This is a genomic window from Streptosporangium canum (assembly GCF_900113865.1).
In the GTDB taxonomy this organism is placed as follows: domain Bacteria; phylum Actinomycetota; class Actinomycetes; order Streptosporangiales; family Streptosporangiaceae; genus Streptosporangium; species Streptosporangium canum.
In genome coordinates this window covers 88,405-111,622 of sequence record NZ_FOQY01000006.1, presented here as the reverse complement: position 1 = coordinate 111,622, position 23,218 = coordinate 88,405, and the positions used below count along the sequence as shown (strand labels likewise).

At 71.3% G+C, this 23,218-nt stretch carries 18 protein-coding genes and 1 pseudogene; 9 read left to right on the top strand and 10 right to left on the bottom strand.

Annotated elements, in window-relative coordinates; all coding sequences use genetic code 11:
- Positions 1-273 precede the first annotated feature (273 nt).
- From BM085_RS11245 to BM085_RS11220, 6 genes are read left to right on the top strand one after another with little or no spacing between them, the layout of a single operon-like run.
- Complete coding sequence (locus BM085_RS11245) at positions 274-1,569, top strand: ABC transporter substrate-binding protein (protein ID WP_093886955.1); 1,296 nt, start codon at positions 274-276, stop codon at positions 1,567-1,569.
- A complete protein-coding gene (locus BM085_RS11240; RefSeq protein ID WP_093886954.1) occupies positions 1,553-2,581 on the top strand; it encodes a Gfo/Idh/MocA family protein in 1,029 nt (342 codons plus the stop codon). The genes BM085_RS11245 and BM085_RS11240 overlap by 17 nt, the downstream gene beginning before the upstream one ends.
- A 1-nt stretch (position 2,582) precedes the next feature.
- Positions 2,583-4,730: a heparinase II/III family protein gene (locus tag BM085_RS11235; protein ID WP_093886953.1), complete on the top strand. Its 2,148-nt coding sequence runs from the start codon at positions 2,583-2,585 to the stop codon at positions 4,728-4,730.
- Positions 4,723-5,484, top strand: a complete 762-nt coding sequence (locus tag BM085_RS11230) for an amidohydrolase family protein (protein ID WP_093886952.1) — start codon at positions 4,723-4,725, stop codon at positions 5,482-5,484. The genes BM085_RS11235 and BM085_RS11230 overlap by 8 nt, the downstream gene beginning before the upstream one ends.
- Positions 5,481-6,317: an amidohydrolase family protein gene (locus BM085_RS11225; RefSeq protein ID WP_093886951.1), complete on the top strand. Its 837-nt coding sequence runs from the start codon at positions 5,481-5,483 to the stop codon at positions 6,315-6,317. The genes BM085_RS11230 and BM085_RS11225 overlap by 4 nt, the downstream gene beginning before the upstream one ends.
- Before the next feature lie 52 nt (positions 6,318-6,369).
- The gene (locus tag BM085_RS11220; RefSeq protein WP_143120885.1) at positions 6,370-7,704 is read left to right on the top strand and encodes a transcriptional regulator; all 1,335 of its coding nucleotides are present in this window, start codon (positions 6,370-6,372) and stop codon (positions 7,702-7,704) included.
- Between the two features lie 3 nt (positions 7,705-7,707).
- Here the strand turns inward: BM085_RS11220 and BM085_RS11215 are convergent, their stop codons facing one another.
- The 5 genes from BM085_RS11215 to BM085_RS11195 form a co-directional block, all read right to left on the bottom strand.
- Complete coding sequence (locus BM085_RS11215) at positions 7,708-8,448, bottom strand: SIS domain-containing protein (RefSeq protein WP_093886949.1); 741 nt, start codon at positions 8,446-8,448, stop codon at positions 7,708-7,710.
- On the bottom strand, positions 8,445-9,761 hold the full coding sequence (locus tag BM085_RS11210; RefSeq protein WP_093886948.1) for a hypothetical protein: 1,317 nt from the start codon (positions 9,759-9,761) through the stop codon (positions 8,445-8,447). Before BM085_RS11210 ends, BM085_RS11215 begins: the two co-directional genes overlap by 4 nt.
- Complete coding sequence (locus tag BM085_RS11205; RefSeq protein ID WP_093886947.1) at positions 9,758-10,738, bottom strand: N-acetylglucosamine kinase; 981 nt, start codon at positions 10,736-10,738, stop codon at positions 9,758-9,760. The genes BM085_RS11210 and BM085_RS11205 overlap by 4 nt, the downstream gene beginning before the upstream one ends.
- Before the next feature lie 68 nt (positions 10,739-10,806).
- Positions 10,807-11,898, bottom strand: a complete 1,092-nt coding sequence (locus BM085_RS11200) for a helix-turn-helix transcriptional regulator (protein ID WP_093886946.1) — start codon at positions 11,896-11,898, stop codon at positions 10,807-10,809.
- 17 nt (positions 11,899-11,915) lie between these two features.
- Complete coding sequence (locus tag BM085_RS11195) at positions 11,916-12,776, bottom strand: fumarylacetoacetate hydrolase family protein (protein WP_245789253.1); 861 nt, start codon at positions 12,774-12,776, stop codon at positions 11,916-11,918.
- Positions 12,777-12,912: 136 nt separating this feature from the next.
- Between BM085_RS11195 and BM085_RS11190 the strand changes: the two genes are divergently transcribed.
- Positions 12,913-14,214, top strand: a complete 1,302-nt coding sequence (locus BM085_RS11190; protein ID WP_177245057.1) for an aspartate aminotransferase family protein — start codon at positions 12,913-12,915, stop codon at positions 14,212-14,214.
- Between the two features lie 248 nt (positions 14,215-14,462).
- On the top strand, positions 14,463-15,836 hold the full coding sequence (locus BM085_RS11185) for an IS1380 family transposase (RefSeq protein ID WP_143120884.1): 1,374 nt from the start codon (positions 14,463-14,465) through the stop codon (positions 15,834-15,836).
- 125 nt (positions 15,837-15,961) lie between these two features.
- Here the strand turns inward: BM085_RS11185 and BM085_RS11180 are convergent, their stop codons facing one another.
- The 5 genes and pseudogenes from BM085_RS11180 to BM085_RS11160 form a co-directional block, all read right to left on the bottom strand.
- Positions 15,962-16,183: a hypothetical protein gene (locus BM085_RS11180; RefSeq protein WP_177245056.1), complete on the bottom strand. Its 222-nt coding sequence runs from the start codon at positions 16,181-16,183 to the stop codon at positions 15,962-15,964.
- A gap of 115 nt (positions 16,184-16,298) precedes the next feature.
- Positions 16,299-16,657 (bottom strand): annotated as a pseudogene (locus BM085_RS47395) (helix-turn-helix domain-containing protein); the annotation flags it as partial.
- 249 nt (positions 16,658-16,906) lie between these two features.
- A complete protein-coding gene (locus BM085_RS11170; RefSeq protein ID WP_177245055.1) occupies positions 16,907-17,746 on the bottom strand; it encodes an SDR family NAD(P)-dependent oxidoreductase in 840 nt (279 codons plus the stop codon).
- Positions 17,743-21,546, bottom strand: coding sequence for a non-ribosomal peptide synthetase (locus tag BM085_RS11165; RefSeq protein WP_093886944.1), 3,804 nt, complete (start codon positions 21,544-21,546; stop codon positions 17,743-17,745). Before BM085_RS11165 ends, BM085_RS11170 begins: the two co-directional genes overlap by 4 nt.
- Positions 21,539-22,813, bottom strand: a complete 1,275-nt coding sequence (locus BM085_RS11160; RefSeq protein ID WP_218158689.1) for an aminotransferase-like domain-containing protein — start codon at positions 22,811-22,813, stop codon at positions 21,539-21,541. Before BM085_RS11160 ends, BM085_RS11165 begins: the two co-directional genes overlap by 8 nt.
- A 40-nt stretch (positions 22,814-22,853) precedes the next feature.
- Here BM085_RS11160 and BM085_RS42850 point away from each other — a divergent pair, with 40 nt between their 5' ends.
- Positions 22,854-23,189 carry a hypothetical protein gene (locus BM085_RS42850; RefSeq protein WP_177245043.1) on the top strand — a complete coding sequence of 112 codons (336 nt, stop codon included), beginning with the start codon at positions 22,854-22,856 and terminating at the stop codon, positions 23,187-23,189.
- The last annotated feature ends 29 nt before the right edge of the window (positions 23,190-23,218 follow it).

Here is a 23,218-nt window from a genome sequence, read left to right as displayed (position 1 = left end):
CGCGCCGGGGCCGCCGAAGGCGCGTGGCTCTCTTGTACGTGTATGGCCATCGGCGCTAACACCCTTCAGCGCGAATTTGTGAGGGCCGTAGATTAGATAACGGCAGGCCAGAATTCCGGGAGCGTATCTTTGCCGAATCGCGTTCGTCAAGGGTGAACAGGCTGGCCGGATGAGTTGTGAGCGAGATGGATCGAGGGGCTTGACGGGTCGGGATCGGGCTGACATTGTGCCGAAAGAATGATTTAAGGACGGCCGCAATTCAGGAGGCTCGTAATGACTCCACCCAGGACGGCGTTAGCGGCAGGGCTGCTGGCGCTGGCGGTTCTCACCACCGGCTGTGTGGCGGGCACCTCCGCCGGCACCCCATCCGCCGCGGCCGACCAGCCGTTCGAGGGTGAGGTCGAATTCTGGACGATCAACCTGAAGAAGAACTTCAACGACTATGTCACCGGGCTGATCACCCAGTACCAGAAGGACCACCCCAAGGTCACCGTCAAGTGGGTGGACGTGCCCGGCCAGGACAGCGCGACCAAGCTGCTCGCGGCCATGGCCAGCGGCGACGTGCCCGACGCGGTCAACCTGGGCTCTCCCGACCTCGGCAGGTTCATCCCGTCGCTGGCGCCGATGGACGACTACTTCACGCCGGAGGAGCTGGCCGACTTCCAGCCGAACCTGGTGGCGCCGCTGCGCCAGGACGGCAAGCTCTACGGGGTGCCCTGGTACAACGGCGGCGCCCCGGTGGCGATGTACCGCAAGTCGGTCGTGTCCAAGGCCGGCTTCGACGAGAAGGCGCCGCCGAAGACCTACGACGAGGCGCTGGCCCTGGCGGCCAAGGTCTACGACGAGACCAAGGTCTACGGCATCAACGAGATCCCCGGGCCGTCCGTCGTCTCCGTGCTGCGCTACTACGGGGTCACACTGCTGTCGGAGGACAAGAAGAAGGCGGCGTTCAACACCCCCGAGGTCGCCGCGATCATCGAGAAGTTCAAGAAGAGCTACGACGAGCACGGCATCGCGCCGGGCTCCGTCTCCAAGGACGTCCGCGCCCTCCCGCAGAGCCTCGACAACGGCCAGATCGCCTTCACCGCCAGTGCCAACGGCTCGACCCTGGTCAACATCCAGAAGAACGCCCCCGACATCTACAAGGACCTCGTCGTCACCGAGCCCGTCCAGACGGCCGGCGGCGGCTACCTGCTCAACGCCCAGCAGACGTTCACGATCCCCAAGGCCTCCAAGCACAAGAAGGCGGCGGCCGAGTTCATCAAGTTCTTCACCAACGGCGCCAACCAGCTCGCCTTCTGCAAGATCGTGCCGATCTACCCGTCGACGATCTCCTCGACGAAGGACGCCTTCTTCGCCGGCACCGGCGGTACCGAGCCGGTGGACGTCGCCCGCCAGGTGATCGTCAAGGGGCTGCCGAAGCTGGAGTACACCCCGATGGGCACGGCCAAGGACACCGAGCTCGCCGAGTCCCTGGCGGAGGAGATCCGCGCCGTGTTCCAGGGGCAGAAGAGCGTGAAGGACGCGCTCGACACCGCAGAGAAGAATTGGAATGACGCTCTTGTCTAAGCTACGAGTCGGCATCGTGGGCGCCGGAATCATGGGCCGCGGGCACGCCGAGGTGCTGGCGGCCCACCCGTACGCCGAGATCACCGCCGTGGCCAGCCGTACCCGGGAGCACGCGGAGGACCTGGCCGGGCGGGTGGGAGCCGCCGTCTACCCCGACTACCAGGAGTTGCTGGCCTCAGGCACGGTCGACGCGGTGTCGGTCACCACGCCCGACCACCTGCACGCCGACGTGATGGTGGCGGCGGCCGAGGCGGGCGTCCACATCCTGGTGGAGAAGCCGTTCACCACGACGGTGGCCGACGCCGACCGCGCGCTCGCGGCGATCCGGCGGGCGGGCGTGGTCGCGATGTGCCTGTTCAACCACCGCTGGGTGCCCGCCTACGCCCAGGCCAAGGACCAGATGCCCCTGCTGGGGGAGGCGGTCGTGGGCTACGCGAGGAAGAACGACACGATCCACGTGCCCACCGAGATGATCGGCTGGGCGGACCGGACGACCTGCGCCTGGTTCCTGTCCAGCCACGACATCGACCTGGTGACCTGGCTGTTCGACGACGAGGTGGTCGAGGTCTTCGCGACGGCCCGCTACGGCAAGCTCCGGGCGAGGGGCGTCGACACCCCGGACGCCATGCAGATCCAGGCCCGGTTCAGCCGGGGCGCCACAGCCACGTTCGAGTCGGCCTGGATCTATCCCAACACCTTCCCGACCATGGTCGACAGCTACGTCACCGTGGTCGGAGAGGACGGCGTGGTCCAGCTCGACCGGCAGCGGGAGAACATCCAGCTCGCCACCGACAAGGGCTACACCTACCCGCGGAACATGCTCCAGCGCGTCGTCCACGGCATTCCGGCCGGCGCCTACCGCGACGCCATCGAGCACTTCGTGCACTGCGCCCGGACGGGAACCGAGCCGTTGATCACGGTTGAGAGCTCCCGCCACGTCACCGCGGTGCTCGCCGCCGCGCACGAGTCCGCGCGGACGGGCCTGCCGGTGAAGGTCGTGGGGAGGGACTGACGTGCAGTACGTGGAGAAACCGCCACACATCGATCCCGTGCGGATGCGTCACATCACCGATGAGGACCTGCTCGCGGCGACCGGGACCGCGACGGTGGAGGAGCTGCGCCGCCACCTGTCCACCAGGACCGGGCCCCGGCCGGTGTTCGACGTCGCCCGCTGGGCGGCGGGCATGTCCGGGACGGAGACCGCCGCCCAGGCCGTCGCCGCCGCCGACGAACTCCTCGGCACCGAGGTCGACTTCCTGGACAAGGGCCGCGGCCGGTCGAGGCTCTACGGGTTCCACTACCTGAGGTGGATGTCGCCGCTGGTCTCGGCCTACGCGCTGACCGGCGACCCGGCCTACGCCAAGGAGTGGGACCGGCTGTTCGGCCAGTGGTACGACAGCCGGGACCACGTGGCCGGAGACTGGCCCGGTCTCGACGTCGTCTGGTACTCCCTCGGCGTCTGGTCGCGCTCCTCCCTGATCACCCAGGCCCTGGCGGTCTTCGGCGAGGAGCCCGCGCTCAGCCGCGAGGGCTGGCTGCGGATGGTGAAGACCGTCCTCGGCGGCGCCCGCTGGGCGGCCGAGGAGCACGACGAGTTCCGGCAGGGCAACTGGCAGTTCGCGTGCGCGTCCGAGCTCCTGCACGTCGCCGCGGTCTTCCCCGAGTTCGACGAGGCGAGCGGCTGGGCCGAGGTCGCGAAGGCGCGGATCCTCGACCACCTCGAACTCGACGTGCGGGCCGACGGCGGGCACCACGAGCGCTCTCCCGGCTACCACAGCATGTGCGTCGAGGCCGTCCAGCGGGCCGCCGTCATCGGCGAGCAGTACCTCGGCTGGGACCTCGCCGCCCACCCGCGCGTCCGGGCCATGCACGACTGGTACGTCGCGCTCGTCACCCCCGCCGGGTGGATTCCCCACCTGCAGGACAGCGGCCTGTACTGGCCCGCCGCGCACCTGCTGCGCGGCCACTACCTGCTCGGCGACCCCGGCTACGAGGCGCTCGCCCGGCGCTGGCTGACGCCCGAGCAGCTGCGCGGCGAGCTGGCGTGGCTGCCGCCCCGCCCGGACGGCGCGCCCGCGCCCGCGCCCGCTCCGGCGGGCGAGCCCGACTCCTCCTCCCGCACCCTGGACACCAGCCGGTACGCGGTCTTCCGTACCGGCTGGGAGCCCGACTCGCTGCACACCGTGGTGAACTACGGGCCGTTCGTCGGCCACGAGCTGGAGCCGCACAGCCACCACGCGGCGCTGGACTTCGTGCTGTCCGGCTGGGGCGTGCCGCTGGCGTGGGAGGCGGGCGGTCCGCCGTCCTACGACGATCCCGGCTACTACGACTGGTTCCAGGCGACCCGCGGGCACAACACGGTGCTCCTGCCGGGCGAGGAGTTCGCCGCCGACCGGGACGCCACCTGCGACACGTTCGCGGCGCTGCCGCACGTCGACGTGTTCGCGGGCCACCATCACGGCTACCCCAAGAGGCACGACCGGCGGATCGTCTTCGTCCGTGAATCCCCGTCGTACTGGCTGGTGACCGACGAGATCGAGGACGGCCCGGAGGCCGTCTGGCAGGTGCACGGCCGCTCGCCCTGGTCGGAACGCGCGGGGGGACACGCCAACGTGCGGGGCCCCGGCCTCTACGTGCTCCCCGCCGAGCCCGAGGCGGTCACCGGCGTCCTGCACGGCAGCGGGCCGAGCCGGATCCCCGACCCCTCGACCAGGACCGCGGAGTACGGCGAGATCCACACCCTCGGCCTGCGCCAGCGGGCCGGAACGTTCACGGTCGGCCTCTTCCCCTACGCCGAGGACCCTCCGGCGGTACGGCTGCGCGGCGGCGAGGTCTCCCTCGACGGCGTCGTCGACGCCTTCTCGGGTCACCAGTGGACGCGCTGCGACACCGGGGGCGTCCTGCTCGCCGCCGCCTGCTGGGGCCCCTCCCTCGTCCACGACGGGATCGCCCTGGTCGAGGCCCGGGGGCTGGTCGCGGCCGACGTCACCTACCAAGGGGGGTTCGCCGCGGTGGTGGACACCGACCGGTGCACCGAACTGAGGGTCCACGCCCCCGGCGTGACCAGGCTGGCGCTCAACGGGGTACGGCTGCGCCCGGGCCTCACGGTCACCCTGCCCTCGTCCGGCCGCTGGCGCCTGGAAGCAGCGGCCGATGAGTAGCCGAGGGCATGTGCTGCTCGACGCCGACGCGATGCTGGGCCGCCATCCCGCGCGCGACGTCGGCGCGGGCACCGTCGCGGAGGCGCTGGCCGGGATGGACCGCTTCGGCATCTCCGAGGCGCTGGTCGGGCACACGCTGTCGTGGCTGCACGACCCCCGCACCGGCAACCAGGCGCTGCTGGAGCTGGTCGCCGGCCAGCCCCGGCTGCACCCGTGCTGGGTGATGCTCCCCGACACCTGCGGGGAGACGGGCACCCCGGCGGAGTTCGTGACCGCCGCCCTGGAGGGCGGGGTCCGCGCGGTGCGCGCCTACCCCGTCGACCACGGCTACGACCTCGCGGGTGTGGACGCGGCGCCGGTGCTCGACGCGGTCGCCGAAGCCGGCCTCCCGCTGCTGCTCGACGCCGCCCAGACCACGTGGCCGCAGGTGGAGGCGGTCGCCGCGGCCCGCCCGCACCTCGCGATCGTGGTCGGCGGGCTCGGCTACCGCGTCCTGCGCCAGGCGGCCGGCGTCCTGGCCCGCACGGAGAACGTCCACCTGGGGCTGGCCAACCTCTCCTCGCACTGCGGTCTGGAGTGGCTCGTCGAGCGGTTCGGCGAGCAGCGGCTGCTCTTCGGCACCGGCGCGCCCACCCGTGACCCGGCCGAGGCGGTCACCCGGCTGCTCTGGTCGGAGCTCGGCGACGGCGCGGTGGCCGCGATCGGCGCGGGCAACCTGCGGAGCCTGCTCCGCGAGAAGGTGAGAGTAGCGTGAACCCCCTCACGGCCGCCCTCCGGGAGCGCCGTCCCCAGCACAGTCTGCGGATCGTCGACGCGCACGCGCACGCCGGGCCGTACAGCCTGTTCTTCATCCCCGACGCGGGGCCGGCGGCGATGGTCAGGGTGATGGACCGGTGCGGGGTGTCGCACGCCGTCCTCTCCAGCCACCTGGCGATCCAGCTCGACGCCGCGGCGGGCAACGCGGCGACCGCCGCGGTCGTCGACCACGCCCCCGGCCGGTTCACCGGCTACCTGACCGTCAACCCGTGGCAGGACCCGGTGGGGGAGATCGGGAAGTGGGGTGACGACCCCCGTTTCGGGGGCGTCAAGCTCCACCCGGACCTGCACGTCTACCCGCTCACGGGCCCGAGGTACGCGCCGGTGTGGGAGTTCGCGCAGCGCACCGGCTGCCCGGTGCTCACGCACACCTACGACGGCTCGCCGTACAACGACCTGCCCATGGTGGAGGAGATGGCCGTCCGGTATCCGGGGGCGGTGATCCTCGCCGGGCACGCGGGAGCCACCCCGCTGGGGTTCGACGCGGCCATCGAGGTGGCGCAGCGCCGTCCGGGGGTGGTGCTGGAGGTGTGCGGTTCGTACAACACCGGCGCCGACCTCGCCCGCATGGTGCGCGAGGTCGGTCCGCGGCAGGTGGTGTTCGGCTCCGACTTCCCGTTCATCGACCTCCGGATGTCGCTCGGACGGGTACTCTTCAGTGATCTCAGCGACGATGCCAGAGCCGCCGTGCTCGGTGGAACGATGACCGATCTGCTCCAGTGGCGGGACAACGCCCGGCGAGCACGTTCCAGTCAGGTGACCGCACCCTGAGCGCGATTTATGATCCCGATGGGGGCGACTCGGATAAGGGGTGACAACGGTCATGGAGCGGCTACGGTCCGAGACGCGATCGAGGGTGACGATCGGCGTCGTGGGGCCGCACGACCTGGTCGAGCAGATCATGTCGATCGGGGCGGATCTGCCCGCGGCCGCGGACTGGCGGCTGGTCGGCGCGCCGCACGCGGAGGAGCACGAGACATACGAGAAGTTCTGCAAGATCGCCGACAGCATCGACGTCGTCCTCTTCACCGGGCCTCTCCAGCACGACCTGGCCCGGCAGGCCGGTGAGCTGCCGGTGCCCGCGACGTTCGTCCCGGTCAACGGCTCCGGCCTCTACTCCAGCCTGCTGCGGGGCGTGCTCAGCCACGGCATCGACCCGGCCAGGGTCAGCATCGACTCGATCTCCGCCGCGGACGTGCGCGAGGCCTACGGTGAGATCGGCGTGAGCACCGACCACGTCCATCTGTCGGAGTACGACCAGCCGGAGTCGGCGCGCGGCTTCATCGGCTTCCACGAGAAGCTCTACCGGCAAGGGGACACGACCGCGGCGCTGACCACGATCAGGACCGTGGCCAAGAAGCTGGCCGCCGCCCAGGTGCCCGTGCTGCGGATGCTGCCGACCCCGCACACGTTGCGGCTCGCGCTCAACACCGCCGCGCTCCTCGGGACGGGCAGCCGGCTGGAGGAGTCGCAGATCGCCATCGTCCTGGTGGAGCTGGCCGCCTCGGCCCGGCCCAGCTACTCGGGGCCGGGCAACTACTGGCAGCAGGAGCTGAAGCTCTCGCTGCAGCAGGCGCTGCTGGCCGACGCCAGGCTGATGGGCGCCACCGTGGTGCCGCGCGACGAGAACAGCTACGTGGTCACCGCCACCGTCGGCTCGCTGTCGCAGGCGACCGACGGCTTCCGGGCCGCGCCCTTCATCGACCGGATCCGCACCGACGTGGGCGTCGCGGTCGAGGTCGGCATCGGCCTGGGCAACACCGCCCGGGACGCCGACTCCAACGCGATGCTCGCCGTGGAGAAGGCGCGCAACGCCGACGCCACCGCGGCCTTCCTCGTCGGCCTGGACGGAACGGTGCTGTCCCTGCCGCTGCGCCGGCGCCCCAAGGCCGAGCCGGTGAGCGAGCCCGCGGTGACCTCGAAGGCGGCGAAGGTCCTGGAGCGGCTGGTCGAGGGGCTCGGCGACGGGCCCGAGGCGAGGGTGGTGGACGCCGAGATCGTGGCGGACATCCTGTCGATCGCCCCGCGCAGCGCGCGCCGGGTCCTGCAGGGCCTGGTGGAGGAGGGCCTGGCCTGGCCCATGCCGACCGTGCGCGCGGCTCAGGCCGGGCGTCCGCGGCAGCCGTACCGGCTGGTGATGGAGCGGTCGCTCCGCTAGCGGTCAGGCGTCGCCGAGCCGCACCCGCCGGCCGTACCCGGCCAGGAGCAGGTCGTTGCGGGCGTCGCCGCCCGGGGTGTTGGCCGACCTGAACACGGGCGGCGATTCACCCGCGGCGACGTACCGGCCGGCCACCTCGGCGACCAGGAGCTGGGCGATCAGGACGCCGGTGAGGTTGGAGACCGGGCAGACGACGTCCCCGCCGGGCAGCTCCATGGTCGCGTCACCGTACGGCGCGCCGTTGTCGACGACCACGTGGGCCAGGTCGGCGAGCCGCTCCCGCCCGGTGATCCGGCTCGTGTGCGCGCGGGAGGTGATGGCGATCACGACATGCCCGCGGTCGGCGGCGAGGCGGGCCATCTCGACGACCGAGGCGTTGCCGCCCGAGTTCGAGATGATCACGAAGACGTCCTCCGGCCGGATGTCGGCCAGCTCCCAGATCCGCTCCGCCAGCCCGGGCTCGCGCTCGACCTTCGGGTCGAGGATGGCCGCGGGGACGGCGTCGCCGTAGTAGACGACGTCGCGGATGCCGAGCTGGTTGGCGGGGACCAGCCCGCCGGCCCGGCCCACCAGCTCCAGGGCGACCGACCTGGAGTGCCCGGTGCCGAACGCCTGGAGCACCCCGCCGGCTCGCAGCGCGTGGAAGACCAGCTCCCCGGCACGCGCGATGGCCGCGCGCTCTCCGGTGAGCAGCCGGTCGACCGCCGCCCGCGCGATCTCCGCATACGCCGCCTGGCCGATCATGATTCCTCCGGGGTGTCGAGGTCGTGCAGCAGGTCTGCGACGGTCGTGGCGAGGTACTCGGCGCTGCCGGGTGCGACCCGGCAGGCCAGCACCTCGTACTCCTGGCCGGCGTAGGCGGCGGCCGTCGGCAGGTAGCCCGGATAGCCGTTGACGTATCCCAGCACGAACGTCGGGTCCGGGCGCGTCCGGCGGACGGCCTCGCCCGTGGCGACGAAGGGCTCACCCGGCAGAGCGGCCAGCGCGAGCCCGCCGAGGCGCACGGCGCTCACCTCGGTGGTGATGGACGCCGGCGCCGGCGGCTTTCCGGCCGGTGGGCGGGCGGCGCCCGTCCCGGCGGCGCCGGGTGCGGGCTCCGGGGCCGCCTCGGTGAGGAGGCGGGCGCCTTCCAGGCGGCTCAGGGCCATGCGCGTGGCGGTCGCGTCGCCGGCGGCGCGGGACCGCTCGTGGGCGGCGCGCAGCTCGGCGAGCAGGGCGTGCGGGTCGGCGACCGAGGAGTCGCGGGCCAGGGAGCACCGCCGCGACGCCCAGCCGATCACGGAGCCGGGGCTCCAGGCCTCGGCGGCGGGGGCGGCGTCGAGGAGTTCGGCGCACCGATCGGCGACGAGGCCGCCGAGCCGGTCGAGTTCGGCGGCGTCCTGGCCCCGGCGGGTGTGCCGGGTGCTGATGTCGCCGGCCGTACCGGCCGCGACCAGGACCCAGACATCCGGTCCCAGCCGTGCCCGTACGGCCCCGCGCACCGCGCCGGTCAGGTCGGCGCTCACCAGGAGATTGTCCGGGGGCAGCACCGTGGGGTGAACGGGGAGCACGACCAGGACACCCTCCAGGCGGCCGGCCGGATCCCGGACGGCCAGGACGTCCAGCGGGACCAGAGGCTCGGCCGACGGCATGCCGCGGGCGGCGCCCACGTCGCGTAGCCCGCCCTGGTGAGCCGAGCCCCTCGCGGGCCGTTCGGCGGCCATCGCGCGCGCGAGGGCGGTGCGGGTGGCTTCGACGATCCGGTCGCGCCAGGGCTGCGGCGTCGGCCCGCCGCCGGGCACGCACCCGGTCTCCGGGCCCGCGTGGGTGTGCGTCGCGGCCAGCCACAGCTCGCAGGTCGCCGAGACCGCCTGCCTGGCCTGCCGGGAGAGGTCGTCGTTGACGCATATCACGTCCGCCACCGCCAGCGCGAAGCGCCGCCGCCCGTCGGACCAGGTGATCACGCCCACCTGCAGCGGGTCGAGCTCGCCGGCCGAGGCACCGGGCCGGTCGAGGTAGCCGCCCATCGGCGTGCCGGGAGGGACGGGCAGGCGGGCCGCCCCGTACCCGACTCTCATCGCTCCACCGTCCGGATGAGCGTCCGGTAGTGGCCGGGCCGGGAGGTGGCGGCGAGGAGGGCGGCGCCCGCGAGGCCGTCGCCCTCCGGGGGCGCCGGCAGGGCCCGGGGCAGGCGGGCCGTCAGCTCGGCTTCGAAGGCCGCCCGCAGGGCCGGTGCGCGGAGCAGGCGGCCGGTCCAGGAGACGGGCACCGGCTCGTCGCCGGGGAGGGAGCGGGCGGCGGCGGCGACGCTTGCCGCGAGCTCGCGGCCGGCCTCTTCGACGATCGCCCGCGCGGTCGCGTCCTCGCCGGCCAGGTCGAGCACGTGGACGGCGAAGCCCGCGACCTGGGCGACGGCGTCGGAGGACAGGTAGAGCCGCTGGGGCGCGGTTCCCAGATCGCCGAACACGTGCCGGGCGCGGTCGGTGAGCGGGCCCGGGGTCGCGCGGCCGTCGAACCCCCGGTAGGCGGCGTCGAGGCCGCGCCGGCCGATCCAGAAGCCGCTGCCCGCGTCGCCGTACAGGTATCCCCAGCCGTCCACCTGCCGGGCGTGGCCGTCCGGGGCCACCCCCAGGGCGATCGCACCGGTGCCCGCGGCGAGGACGACGCCGGAGCGCCCGGCGAAGGCGCCGGCGTGCGCGGTGACGACGTCGCTGGTGAGCAGGACGCGCCGGGCGCCGATCCCGGCGAACAGGCGCTCGGCCAGCTCCCGGTCGGCGGCGGGTCCGCCCAGCAGCGTGGTGAGCCCGAGGCAGACCGTGCCGACCGGGGCGTCCGGCGGGACCGAGGCGCCTGTGGCCTCCGGCAGGGCCGAGGCCCCGGGGGCGACCGCCGGAGCCAGGGCTCGCCAGGCCGCCAGCACCTTCCGCGCGACGGCGTCGACCGTGAGCCCGCTCGCGTAGGCCAGGCCCGGTTCTTCGCGGGTCAGGAGTATCCGCCCGCCGGACGCGAGCCCGAGCCGCAGCCCGCTCTGTCCACCGTCGACCGCCAGTTCCATGCGAGACAGCCTAATTTCGGTGCAGTCCCTAATTCAATACTTTGCGCACTGATTCAGGGATTTCTTATTTATGGTCGCGCCCGATATGTCTGGCGCCGATATTCGGTGGGTGAGCAGCCGACATGGCGCCGGAACACGCTCCGCAGGGCCTTCGCGCTCAGGTAGCCCGACTCGGTGGCGACGACGTCGACCGGCAGGGCGGAGGTGCTGAGCAGGGTCCGCGCGTGGCGCAGGCGCAGCCCGGTGAGGTGGCGCAGGAACGTGGTCCCGCGCTCCTCCGCGAACAGGTGCGAGATGTAGAAGGGGCTGGCGGAGATCGCCTCGGCGACTGTGGAGAGCCTGAGCCGGGGATCGGTGTAGTGCGCGGTCAGGTAGCTCTCGGCCATCGTGAGGATGTCCTTCGCGCCGTCGCCCGGCACCAGCCGCCTGACGGTCTCCTCCAGCCAGATGTGCAGGTAGGAACGCTCGTGGATCTCGGTCACGGTGATCAGCCGCTCGACCGGCAGCCGGGCGCAGGCCTCCAGCCAGTCCGTGGAGCCGCCGGCGAGCCGGGAGCGGTTGACCACGTCGACGACGAACAGCAGCTCGCCCATGAGCCAGCTGTGCAGGGTCTTCGGGTCCAGGTCGCGTTCCTGCAGGCACCGGTCCACCCAGTTGGAGAGCAGTCCGGCCGCGCCGCCGACGTCGCCGACCTGGATCCGGCGGGCCAGCTCGGGCTCGATCCGCACCGGAGGCGGCGAGCCCGGCCGGTCCGGCGCGGGCGAGGTGATCACTTGGTCCCCGCCGAGCAGGAGCTTGTAGGAGTTCGTCCATCGGGCGCCCCGCTCGGCCGCCGCGACCCCGCCCGGCCCGCTGTGCGGGGTGCCCAGGCTGACGGTCGCGGTGAGCTCGGTCTCGCCCACGATGCGGGTGCGCAGCTCCTCCGCCAGCCCGCCCGCCTCGGTCATGAGCGTGTGGGGGTCGTCGCCGGTCAGGAGCACGAGCCACTCGTCGGGAGGCGTCGAACGGCAGCTCGCCGCCGGCCGGCCGTACGTCACCGCCCGGACCGCCCGCCCGGCCCGGTCGAGCTGGTGGAGGGCCCACGGCTGCCCGCGCGACCGCCGCGAGGCGACGAAGTCGTCGATGTCGACCAGCGCGGCGACCGTGAAGGGCGCGTCCATGCGCCGAATAATACTATTTAGGCGGTCCTAAATGTAACCCTGTTCACCAGCGTTCCGACGCCGGCCACCGTGGCCCGCATGACGTCGCCCTCCTGGAGCGGGGCGATCCCGGCGATGGTGCCGGTCGCGATGAGGTCGCCGGGCTCCAGCGTCATCCCGTCCGACAGGTCGGCGATCAGCTGGGGGATCCCGAACACCATCTGCTTGGTGTTCGCCCGCTGCCGCACCTGGCCGTCCACCTCCAGGCGGAGTTCGAGCGCCTGGGGGTCGGGCACCTCGTCCACGGTGGCGAGATACGGCCCGGCGGGGGCGAAGGTGTCGAACCCCTTGGCCTGGTCCCACGGCACGTTGCGGTCGATGTTCGCCAGCTGCAGGTCGCGGGCCGTCATGTCGTTGATCACCGTGTAGCCGGCCACGGCCTCCCGCCAGCGCTCGGCCGGCAGGTCCCGGGTCACCGACCCGATGACGACGGCCAGCTCCACCTCGTGCTCCAGATGCCTCGTCCGGGCCGGAGCCACGACCGGGTGGTTGTGACCGGTCAGCGAGGACGGCGGCTTGAAGAACAGCACCGGCGAGGGCGGCACCTCCAGCCCGCTCTCCTCGGCGTGCTCCACGTAGTTGAGCGCCAGGCAGCAGATCTTGGTGCAGGTGGCCACCGGCGGCTCGAACAGCACCGCCGACTCGTCGAGCAGCGAGGACGCGGTCGCCCAGAGCCGGTCCACCTCCCCGGTGAGCCGCTCAAGCCCGAACCGGTCGAGCAGGGCCACCGGATCGGAGGGTCCGTCAAGACCGGACAGGCTGACAAGCTCGCCGCCCTCGCGCCAGGCCACGACTTCGACTTGGTCGGCGGGAGTCCGCCGGATACGCCCGAGAAACACGGCTATTCCTTCCTGAGGGTTGTGCCCCAGCTCACCAGCTCGGTCGAGGCGTCACAAGAACCCATCCTTGCGATGACGACCTCTCTCTTGCGCTCTTCCTTGTCCGCGGCGGGCGATGCGCCCTTTGATGGTCGTCATGACCCGCAATCTGGACGTCAGCCGCGACCTCTACTCCACCGCGCAGCAGTACCTGGCTGGAGGGGTCTCCAGCGACGCTCGCCGTACCACCGGCGTCCCGCTCTACGTGGACCGCGCGCGGGGCGCGCGCCTCTGGGACGTGGACGGCAACGCCTACATCGACTACGTCCTGGGCCAGGGGCCCGCGCTGCTCGGGCACTGCCCGCCCGAGGTGGTCGAGGCGATCTCGGCCCAGGCCGCGCGGGGCATGGTCTACTCGGCCCAGCACGCGGCCGAGGTCCGGGTGGCCGAGCGGCTGTGCGCGATGGTCCCCTCGGCGGAACGGGTCCGTTTCAACACCGTCGGCTCCGAGGCGGTCCACGCCGCTCTCCGGCTGGCCCGAGGCTTCACCGGCCGTTCCAGGATCCTCAAGTTCGAAGGGCACTACCACGGCTGGCTGGACCCGGTCCTCTACAGCGTGCATCCCGCCCTGGACCTGGCCGGCCCGGCCGACGCTCCCGTCGCGGTGCCCGGTACGGCCGGCCAGCAGGAGGGCCACGGCGAGGACCTGATCGTCTGCCCGTGGAACGACCTGGAGGCCCTGACCCGCCTGATGGACCGCTACGGTGCCGAGATCGCCGCGGTGATCGCCGAGCCGGTGCTCTGCAACACCGGGGCGATCCTGCCCGATCCCGGATACCTCGAAGCCGTACGGAAGCTCTGCGACCGGCACGGCAGCCTGATGATCTTCGATGAGATCATCACCGGTTTCCGGCTGGCGCCCGGCGGAGCCCAGGAGTACCTCGGCGTCACCCCGGACCTGTCGGTGTTCGGCAAGGCCATGGCCGGAGGCATGCAGGTGTCGGCGCTCGTCGGAAAGGCGGCCGTCATGGACCACATCTCGACGGGGAAGGTCGCCCACGCGGGCACGTTCAACTCCCAGCCCGTCGGCATCGCGGCGGCCGAGGCGACGCTGCGCGTTCTCGACGAGCGGCGCGACGAGGTCTACGGCACGCTGTTCGCCCGCGGCTCGGCGCTGATGGAGGGCATCAGGGCCGAGGCGGAGAAGGCGGGTGTGCCGCTGCTCGTGGACGGTCCCGGACCGGTCTTCCAGACCTACTTCACCGACGCCGGCGCGGTGCGCGACTATCGCGACTTCGCCGCGACCGATCGGGCGATGATGGCCCGGCTGCACGCGGCGCTCCTCGACCGCGGCGTCAACATGGTGCCGCGTGGCCTGTGGTTCTTGTCCACCGCGCACACCGAGTCCGACATCGCCGCCACCGTCGACGCCTTCGCCGGTGCGCTCCGGGCGCTCTGACCACCGGGTGCGCGAGCTGCCGACCACGTGGATCGATCAGAACGTACGGCCCGCGTCCCGATGTGGACCGGAGCGCGGGCCGCCCGGTCTCGCAGGTCGTCGCCATGTGTCATGTCGGCGTACTAGCCTCGGGCTTTCGCCACGAATATCGCCAGCCTTGATCGTTTACATGAGAAAAGTGCCTTTGACCTGGGATGATCGGACTTGTCTAAGGTCCCGTCCACACCAGCTCAAGAGGCACTTTTCACGTGAAGACTATCGCGTCGCACCGCAAGATCGTCATGTCCGCCGACGGCTCCGGGCTCATCTCCCAAGCAGGCGCGCTGCTGTTGCTGGAAACACTGCGCGTCACCGGCCTGGACCGTGCCTTGTCGGAGCAGCTGCAGCGATGGCGACCGGCCCGCGCGATCCACGACCCCGGAAAGATCATCGCTGATCTCGCCGTCAGCCTCGCCCTGGGAGGCGACTGCCTGGCCGACATCGCGATGCTGCGCGCCCAGCCAGAACTGTTCGGCCCCATCGCCTCCGATCCGACCGTCTCCCGGCTGATCGACCGGCTCGCCGCCGACACCACCAAAGCCCTCACCGCGATCCGCGCCGCCCGCGCCATCGCCCGTGAACACGCCTGGACCCGCGCCGAGTCAGCCGCGCCCGGAGCCGACAGCCGGCCGATCCCCATCGATCTGGACGCCACCATCGTCATCTCCCACTCCGACAAGGAAAACGCCACCCCGACCTGGAAGAAAACCTTCGGCTTCCACCCCATGACCGCCTTCGCCGACCACGGCCCCGACGGAGCCGGTGAGCCCCTGGCCCTGGTACTGCGGGCGGGCAACGCCGGCTCCAACACCGCCACCGACCACATCAACGCCACCCGCCTGGCCCTGGCCCAACTACCCAAGCACCGACGCCGCCAGATTCTGATCCGCACCGACTCAGGCGGCGGCACTCATGAGTTCCTCACCTGGCCGACCCGCCCGGGCCGGTGGTTGACGTACTCCATCGGCTTCACCATCACCGACGACATCGGTGAGGCGATCTTGCGATTGCCCGCCGGCGCGTGGACACCCGCCTACGACGCCGAGGGGCAGGTAAGACCAGGCGCCTGGGTCGCCGAGATCACCGGCCTGGCGAAGTCGACCTCCTGGCCCAAGGGCATGCGCGTCATCGTCCGCAGGGAGCGCCCGCACCCCGGTGCGCGACTGCGCTTCACCGACTCGGGCGGGCACCGCTTCACCTGTTTCGTCACCAACACCAAGCAAGGCCAGCTCGCCGATCTGGAACTGCGCCATCGCCGCCGCGCCCGCGCCGAGGACCGCATCCGCTGCGCCAAGGACACCGGCCTGCGCAACCTGCCGCTGCACGACTTCACCCAGAACCGGATCTGGTGCGAGATCGTCGCGCCGGCCTGCGACCTCATGGCCTGGATGCAGATGCTCGCCCTGAACGGCCCCGCCCGCCGCTGGGAACCCAAGCGCCTGCGGCTGCGCCTGTTCGCCGTCGCCGGACGTCTGGTCCGCAGCGGCCGGCGGCTCCGGCTCCGCATCGCCGCCCGATGGCCCTGGGCCACGCAGCTCATCACCGCCGTCACCCGCCTGCAAGCCCTGCCGGCGCCACCCTGACCAGCATCAAGCCACCCCACCGACCAGGAAAGGACACCCACGGGCCCGTGGAACCCCGCCCACCCGGCGCGACAGCCGGGCCACCACGCTGACCAGGAAGCGAAATCAACCCTCAGCCGAATGTCTCAGCCGACCACACGAAGATCATGAAAGATCGAGGCTAACACCACCGGCGACAATCCACGCCGCCCATCAGCGGGAAACCAGCCAGCGAAGTCCTTCTCGCCGAACACTCCCGCGAGCCGGTCTCGGATCCACATCGCCGGAGTTCCAGAAGGATTAGCCGCCCAGGCCGCACGGACCGTCTCCGCCGGGATCACCCGGCCGATATCCCCGCCCATCGACACCCGTCCACCTCCATACAGTCACTACAGAGCGGTGCGGAGAGGTCACTTTAGAGAACCACGAAGCCAACGGGAACACCAGACACAAGGAAGATCACCAACAGCATCCGGAGTTTGACTCAGATCCGAAGCAGACCCACGCACTGAGGTCCGCCGCGGTGGTTCCACCAGGGGCCACACTTCCGTCTTCCACGCCACGATCGCCTCTTCGTCCCCGTTCGCTCGCCCGGCGCGCCGGGGCCCCGTAGCAGCGCCTCCAGTCGGGCGAACTGCGCCTGGCTCAGCCGCGCAGCGACGCCGGGCCTTTGGAGGCCAGGCCCGGCGCCACCGGTTGGCCGACATCCGGGTGACCCGAAGGTCCCTGGCCACCTGCATATCGGTGTATCCGCAGGCGAACAGTTCGGCCGCGCGCAGCCGTACCCGTTTACGCTCTGCTCGTTGCACGGCGGTCAGCCCGCCGCCTTGCGTATACCGCACGACCTGGCTATACGGCAGTAATCCGACATATTCACATGATCGCCGAACATTACGAATTAAAGATCAGCAGAGGTTCCCGGCTGGGGTGCCGCCGGCGTGTTCGCGGGCTCTGGGGACTCACCCTCGGGCGTCTCACCGTCGTCCTCGAGACTCTGCAGGTAAAGCTCGCGGACCTTCTGGAGTTCCTCGTCGTCAAGGAAGCGACTGAACGAGCTGGGCATGCCATTTTCCTCTCACGTGGCGCAGCGGTCATAACTTCCGGTCCGGAGGCACCGGATTATGCTGGCGGACCCAGCGGAAAGCGTTCCCGGTGGCCTGCTGACCGCCATTTATGGGAACGGTCACCCCTGAAATCCAATCGGCCGCCGGAGAACAGAGGAAAACAATGGTTCTCGCGACGTCGTCCGGTTGGCCGAATCTTCGCAACGGGTACAAGGACGCACGGTCGGCCCGTTGGTCGTCGCCGGTCAGCCATTCGGCGGTGAGGTCGGTCTCGATGATTGCCGGGGCCACCGCGTTCACCCGGATCCGATGCTGGCCTAATTCATAGGCGAGCGTTCCCACAAGGTTCACCACGGCGGCCTTCGCGGCGCCGTAAAGGCCCTCGCCCGGCGCCGGGAAGAGCCCATCGATGGAGGCCGTGCAGCAGATCGAGCCGCCGGTGCCCTGAGCGATCATCAGCCGAGCCGCCTCAAGCGTGGCGAACAGCGTCGTCCGGATGTTGAGGTCCATCACCGACGTGTAGGCGTCATGGGTGGCCTTGAGCAGTGGACCGGTAGCACCGGGGCGGTCGCTCCAGCCGCCGACGTTGTTGACCAGCACGTCGATACCGCCAAGTAGATCGGCCGCCCGGCTCACCACCTGTTCGGCGGCGCCCGGCTCGCTCAGGTCGGCGGCCAGCGGCACGATCCGCCCTTGACCGTCCGATGCGGCCAGTTCCTTGAGGGTGGCCTCGCCCCGGGCGACCGCCACCACCCGGGCTTCGGCCGCGGCGAACAGTTCCACCACGGCCCGGCCGATGCCACGTGACCCGGCCAGCACCACGACCCGCCGGCCGGCCAAGCCCGGCACGTCCCCGATCGAGTTCACGTCACCCTCCATGTCTCGGCGAGCGCGGGCCTGTACGCGGCGATGCCTTCGCTCTGCAGCAGGTGCCCGTGGTCGGCGGGCGCGTCGACGACCGTGAGGCGGCCGCCGACCAAGTCGCGCCAGGCGTCCGTACGCCTCTCCCGTTCCGCGTCGTCCGGCGCGGCTCGCACGAGGAGCACGTCACCGGCGTACGGCTCGGGACGGAACGTAGCCATCATCCGCGCGTTATTGCGCGCCACCCGGGCCAACCGGCCGAGCTGCTCCTCGTCGAGGGCCGCGAACGGCGACGCCTGCACGGAATCGAGCCCGAGTGAATTCATGATCACCGCGAGCCAGTCCCGCTCGTGACCGGCCGCGTCGTCCGGCTGCAGCGGCGAGCCGGTCGGCGGATACACGTCCAGCAGGGTGAGCGAGGCGATGGGCAGTGCCTGCGCCACGAGGTAGGCCAGGACGCCACCGAATGACCAGCCGACCAGGTGGCAGGGCCGGTCGGGGCTGAGCGTCCGGATCCGATCGGTGTAGTCGGCGACCATGTCGGTCAGGCTCGGCGCCGGTGTATCGCCGGGTCGCAGCCCGAGCGACTGCAGGGCGTATACCGGACGGCGTTGCGGCACCTGCCGGAGCAGGGAAGTGTAGGACCAGGCCACCCCGGCGCCGGGGTGGACGCAGACGACCGGTTCCCGGTCGCCGGTGGAGCGCAGGGTCAGTACCGGAGCGAACGGGAGATCGTCGGCGGTGGTCAGCCGGGCCACCATGCCGGCCGGGGTGGGTGCCTGGAACAGGCTCAGCAGGGTGACGTCGCCGCCGAAGGCGAGCCGGATCCGACTGGTCAGTCGGCCGGCCAGCAGCGAGTGGCCGCCGAGCTCGAAGAAATTGTCGTCGGGCCGTACCTCGGGCATGTCCAGCACCTCGGCGAAGATGCCGCACATGAGGTCCTCGGCCGGTGAGGCGGCGGGCCGCCCGGCCGACTCGGTGACGGCCGGCTCCAGCAGGCGGGCGCGGTCGATCTTGCCGTTGGCCAGTAGCGGCAGGCTGTCCACGACCATTACCCGCGGCGGCACCATGTATTCCGGTAGCCGGTCGGCCAGATGCGCCCGCAGCTCCGCCTCGGCGGCTTCGTGCCCGGACCGCAGAAGCGCATAGGCCATCAGGCGCCTCTCACCGGACGGTCCGGTCTGGACGGTCACCACCGGACGGGCCACCGCGGCATGCCGGCTGAGGACGGCCTCGACCTCCTTCGGCTCGATCCGGAAACCCCGGATCTTGACCTGGTCGTCGTGCCGGCCGATGAACTCGATCTCGCCGGTGGGCCGCCACCTAGCGATGTCACCGCTGCGGTAGAACCGCCTCATGCGGCCGCGATGGTCAGGCCTCTCGACGAACAGCTCAGTGGTCAGCGCCGGATCGCCGAGGTAGCGGCGGGCCAGGCCGGCGCCGGCGACGTACACCTCGCCAGGCACGCCGACCGGCGCGCACCGGCCGTCCTCGGCGACGATCTCGATGAAGGTGTTGTCGAGCGGGCGCCCGACCAGCGGGAACGCCTCAGCCGATAGGTCGCGGGGCACCGGGCCGGAGGAGCAGATCACCGTCGACTCGGTGGGGCCATAGCCGTTCCACACGTCGAACGGCAAGCGGCTCCAGTCCCGCGGGCGCAGGCGTTCACTGCCTGTCAGCATGGTGCGCAGCCGCGTTCCCTCGGGCCAGGGGAGCTCGAACAGCGTTTCGGCGACCGGCGTGGTGAAGTGGGTCAGCGTGACGCCCTCGTGCAGCAGCCACTCCTGCAGTTCGGCGCCGACCGGGACGACGTCGCCGACCATCAACAGGGTGGCGCCGGCCGCCAGCATCGGCCAGACCTCAAGGGTCCAGGCATCGAACGAAGGGATGGACGAGACCGTGGCGATGTCGGAGGCACAGGTGCTGAACATCCGCTCGTGCCAAGCGACGAGGTTGAGCACGCCGCGGTGCTCGATGACGACGCCCTTGGGCCGGCCGGTGGAACCCGAAGTGTAGACGACGTACGCGATGCCGTCCCGCTTCCGGGCCCTGGCCTCTCCAGCAGCAGTAGGCAGGTCGTCCAGCGGGATCGTGGTGACCGGCAGCTCCGCGGCACGGCCGGCCAGCTCGGGCGCGGCCAACAGGAACCGTACACCGGCCTCCTCGGCCTGGAACCGCATACGGGGGCCGGGGTCGCGGGGGTTGAGCACCAGGTAGCCGCCGCCGGCCAGCCAGATGCCCAGCTGCACGGCCGCCAGGTCCGCGCCGCGCGGGGCGAGCACGCCGACCACCTCGTCGGGTACGGTACCCACGGCGGCCAGCGTTCCCGCCACCGCGGCGGCCCGTTCACAGAGCTCGCCGTACGTGATGGTGATGTCGTCCTGCACGAACGCAGGCGCGTCGGGCCGCTCCCGGCAGCGCCTCAGTACCAGGTCGGCGACGCTGGGCACGTCGGGCAGCGGCCGCTCGGTGGCGTTCCACACGTCGAGCAGCTCCCGCTCCTCCGCCGAGACCCAGGGCAAGTCGCGGATCGGCGTGCCCGGATCCTGGACGGCGGCCTCCAGCACCGCGCGTACGGTCCGGCCGATCTTCTCGATCGTCGCGCGGTCGAACAGCTCGGTGCGGTACGCGAGGCGCAGGGTGGCGGTGTCGCCGTTGATCAGCAGAGTCGGGCCGAGGTCGAAATGCAGCGGCAAGTGAGCGCCGGTGTCGACCGGCTCGACCTCGAGGCCGGTCAGTTCGAGCTCAGGCTCGGTGTCGTCGAGCGTCTGCAGCACGATCTGGAACGGCTGCGCGTCGCTGAGCGCCACCCGGCGGCCCAGTTCGGCGGTGATCAGCTCGAACGGCACGTGCTGGGCCTCCAGCGCGTCGAGCAGCGCGCCGCGGGCCGCCTCCACCAGGTCGCGGAACGGCTCGGCCCGCGCGACGGACACCCGCAGCACCGCGAGGTTCACGAACAGCCCGACCGCGTCGGCCTCCCGGCGGCGCCGATTGAGCGTCGCTGTGCCGATCGCGACGTCCGATCGTGCACCGTGGACGGAGGAGAGCGCGGCGAACACGGCGTGCAGAATGCTGAACGGTGCGCATCGCTCCTCGGCGGCCAGCGCTCGCACTGCCTTCCACAGCGGCTCGTCGAGGTCGACGGCCACGAAGTCGGCCGCGAAGGTGGACACGCGCGGCCGGGGGCGGTCGGCGGTGATGGCCGGTTCCACCGGCAGGTCGGCCAGGTCCTCGACGATCTCACGGACGGCCGCCGAGTTCGAACCCTGCGGAAAGCTCCGGCGCTGAACGGCGGTGTGTTCGCGTGCGATGGCGTCGACCTCGCCGCCTGTGTCGGCCAGGCCGGCGTACGCGTCGCGTAGTTCCCCGCGGATCACCGCGAGCGAGCGACCATCGCAGGCGATGTGGTGCGCGCACAGGTGCAGTAGGTGATCCGCGGGCGCGAGCCGGACGACGGCGGCCCGCAGCAGCACGTCGCGCCCGAGGTCGAACGGCCGCGCGCCGGCCCGGGCGAGCGCCGCCGACGCCTCTGCCTCGGTCATGCCGGTGGCGTCGATGACCTCGGCGGTCACCGGTGCGGGGTCGAGGAGCCGACCGCGGGGCACGCCGTCCACGGCGGTCACCGCAGTGCGCAGGCTCTCATGCCGAGCCACGATGCCGGTCAGCGCGGCATCGAGGCGGGCGACGTCGAGCGGGCCGCGCACCCGGTAGGTCGCCACCGAGTTGAAGACCGCGGCCTCCGGCGCCGACTGATCGATCAGCCACAGGCCCTCCTGCTGATAGGAGAGCGGAAACTCCTCAGACATCGGCGGTCCCCTGCGCGCCCGCGGCAGCCCAGGCGAGGAACCGTGCGAGCCGTTCGACGCCGATGTCGATCTGCTGCTCGGAGAGGTAGCTGCAGGCCAGGCGCAGCCGCCGGCGTACGGTCGGGTCGTCGTCCAGGCTGAAGTGGCTCATCGGGGTCCAGAGCACGCCGAAATCGCGGCCGGAAACCTCCAGCAGCTCCTCGGGCACCGGGAAGTCACAGGTGACGACCACGAAGAAGCCACCGTCCGGGCGGTTCCACCGCACCCGGTCACGCAGCCGCGGGTGCTGCCCGAGCTGGGCGTCGAGGGCGGACAGCAGGTGGGCGAGGGAGGCCCGATAGAACGCGCCGCGGTCCTCGCCCGGCAGCCTGTCCTGTTCCTCCAGCTCCAGCAGCAGGCCGCCGACGACGGCCTGGCCGATGGGCGAGGTGTTGAGTGTGACCATGCTCTTGGCGGTGGCGATTTGCGCGGCCAGCGTGCTCTCACCGGCCGGGCCGGTGACCCGCTGGTCGGCGACCACGTAACCGACCCGCGCGCCGGGCAGGCCGGTCTTGGCGAACGTGCCGATGTGGATCACCCGTGGGTCGGCCGGGTCGTCCAGCGCCTTGAGGGTGGGCACGCGCTCGTCGCGGGGCGCGGTGAAGACGTACGGACTGTCCTCGATGATCAGCAGGCCGAGCTCGCCGGCGGCCGCGATCAGCTCGCGCCGCTCACCGACGGTCATCGTGTAGCCGCCCGGGTTGGCGAAGTCAGGGATCGTGTAGAGCACCCGCGGCGGGCGGCCGTCCCGCCGCAACCCGGCGACGACCTCGCGTAACGCGTCCGCTCGCGGCGCCGAGGCGCCCTCGTGGGCGGCCACGGCCACCAGGTCGAGGCCGAGCAGGCGGGCCGCACCCGAGGCGCCGACGTAGCAGGGGTCGGTGACCAGCACCGGACCGCGCTCGGGACCGGACAGCACCAGCAGGGAGAGGAAGATTCCCTCCTGGGCGCCGACGGTGACCACGAGGTCCTCACCGATCACCTCGAGGCCCTGTTCCCGGCCGAGCGCCCGGGCCAGCAGGTCGTTGATGATCCCAGCCGCAGCGCCGTACTGCAGGACCCGGCGCTGCGCCTCCCGAGGGGTGGCGCCGGTCGCGCGCAGGTGGTCCTGATAGCGGCGGATCAGCCGTCCCGGATCCACGCCCTCGAAGAACTGTTCGTGCGGGCGGCCCGGAGCGAATGAAACGGCCTCCGGATATCGGGAGGTCACCTCGTTCAAGAAGTCCATTGAGGAAAGAACCGGCTCGGACAATGCCGGGTGAAGATCGGTGATCGACAATGGCGCCGATGTCGCCTGCGGGAGAAGAATCCGAGACGGCATAGCGTCAAGCCGCATGAAATTTCCCCCGTTTCATCAGGCGCAGCTCCCTGATCATCATTACTACACGCACGGGAGTGTGATTGCAAGACTCTCGCGAAGCGCATCGAGCCCGGCGCACATGTGGCAGGCCCTTGCCATTATGAACTTCAATATGGCGCACGACCTGCGACTTCGTCTTGACTGGATGGTCGCGCGCGGAAGAAAAACTGGATCCGTGCTGGACGAGCATTGGGGATGTACTGATAACGTCGGCGCCGAAGCTGTCGGGCCCGATTGGCCCTGAGCCGGGGAGCACGGCACACGCGCCTGGGA

Excerpts from the sequence above, each read along its gene's own strand:
- BM085_RS11205 (WP_093886947.1), bottom strand. The coding sequence starts at position 10,738 with ATGGAACTGGCGGTCGACGGTGGACAGAGCGGGCTGCGGCTCGGGCTC.
- BM085_RS11230 (WP_093886952.1), top strand. The coding sequence starts at position 4,723 with ATGAGTAGCCGAGGGCATGTGCTGCTCGACGCCGACGCGATGCTGGGC.
- BM085_RS11200 (WP_093886946.1), bottom strand. The coding sequence starts at position 11,898 with ATGGACGCGCCCTTCACGGTCGCCGCGCTGGTCGACATCGACGACTTC.
- BM085_RS11165 (WP_093886944.1), bottom strand. The coding sequence starts at position 21,546 with ATGTCTGAGGAGTTTCCGCTCTCCTATCAGCAGGAGGGCCTGTGGCTG.
- BM085_RS11240 (WP_093886954.1), top strand. The coding sequence starts at position 1,553 with ATGACGCTCTTGTCTAAGCTACGAGTCGGCATCGTGGGCGCCGGAATC.
- BM085_RS11190 (WP_177245057.1), top strand. The coding sequence starts at position 12,913 with ATGACCCGCAATCTGGACGTCAGCCGCGACCTCTACTCCACCGCGCAG.
- BM085_RS11210 (WP_093886948.1), bottom strand. The coding sequence starts at position 9,761 with ATGAGAGTCGGGTACGGGGCGGCCCGCCTGCCCGTCCCTCCCGGCACG.
- BM085_RS11245 (WP_093886955.1), top strand. The coding sequence starts at position 274 with ATGACTCCACCCAGGACGGCGTTAGCGGCAGGGCTGCTGGCGCTGGCG.
- BM085_RS11160 (WP_218158689.1), bottom strand. The coding sequence starts at position 22,813 with ATGGACTTCTTGAACGAGGTGACCTCCCGATATCCGGAGGCCGTTTCA.
- BM085_RS11220 (WP_143120885.1), top strand. The coding sequence starts at position 6,370 with ATGGAGCGGCTACGGTCCGAGACGCGATCGAGGGTGACGATCGGCGTC.
- BM085_RS11215 (WP_093886949.1), bottom strand. The coding sequence starts at position 8,448 with ATGATCGGCCAGGCGGCGTATGCGGAGATCGCGCGGGCGGCGGTCGAC.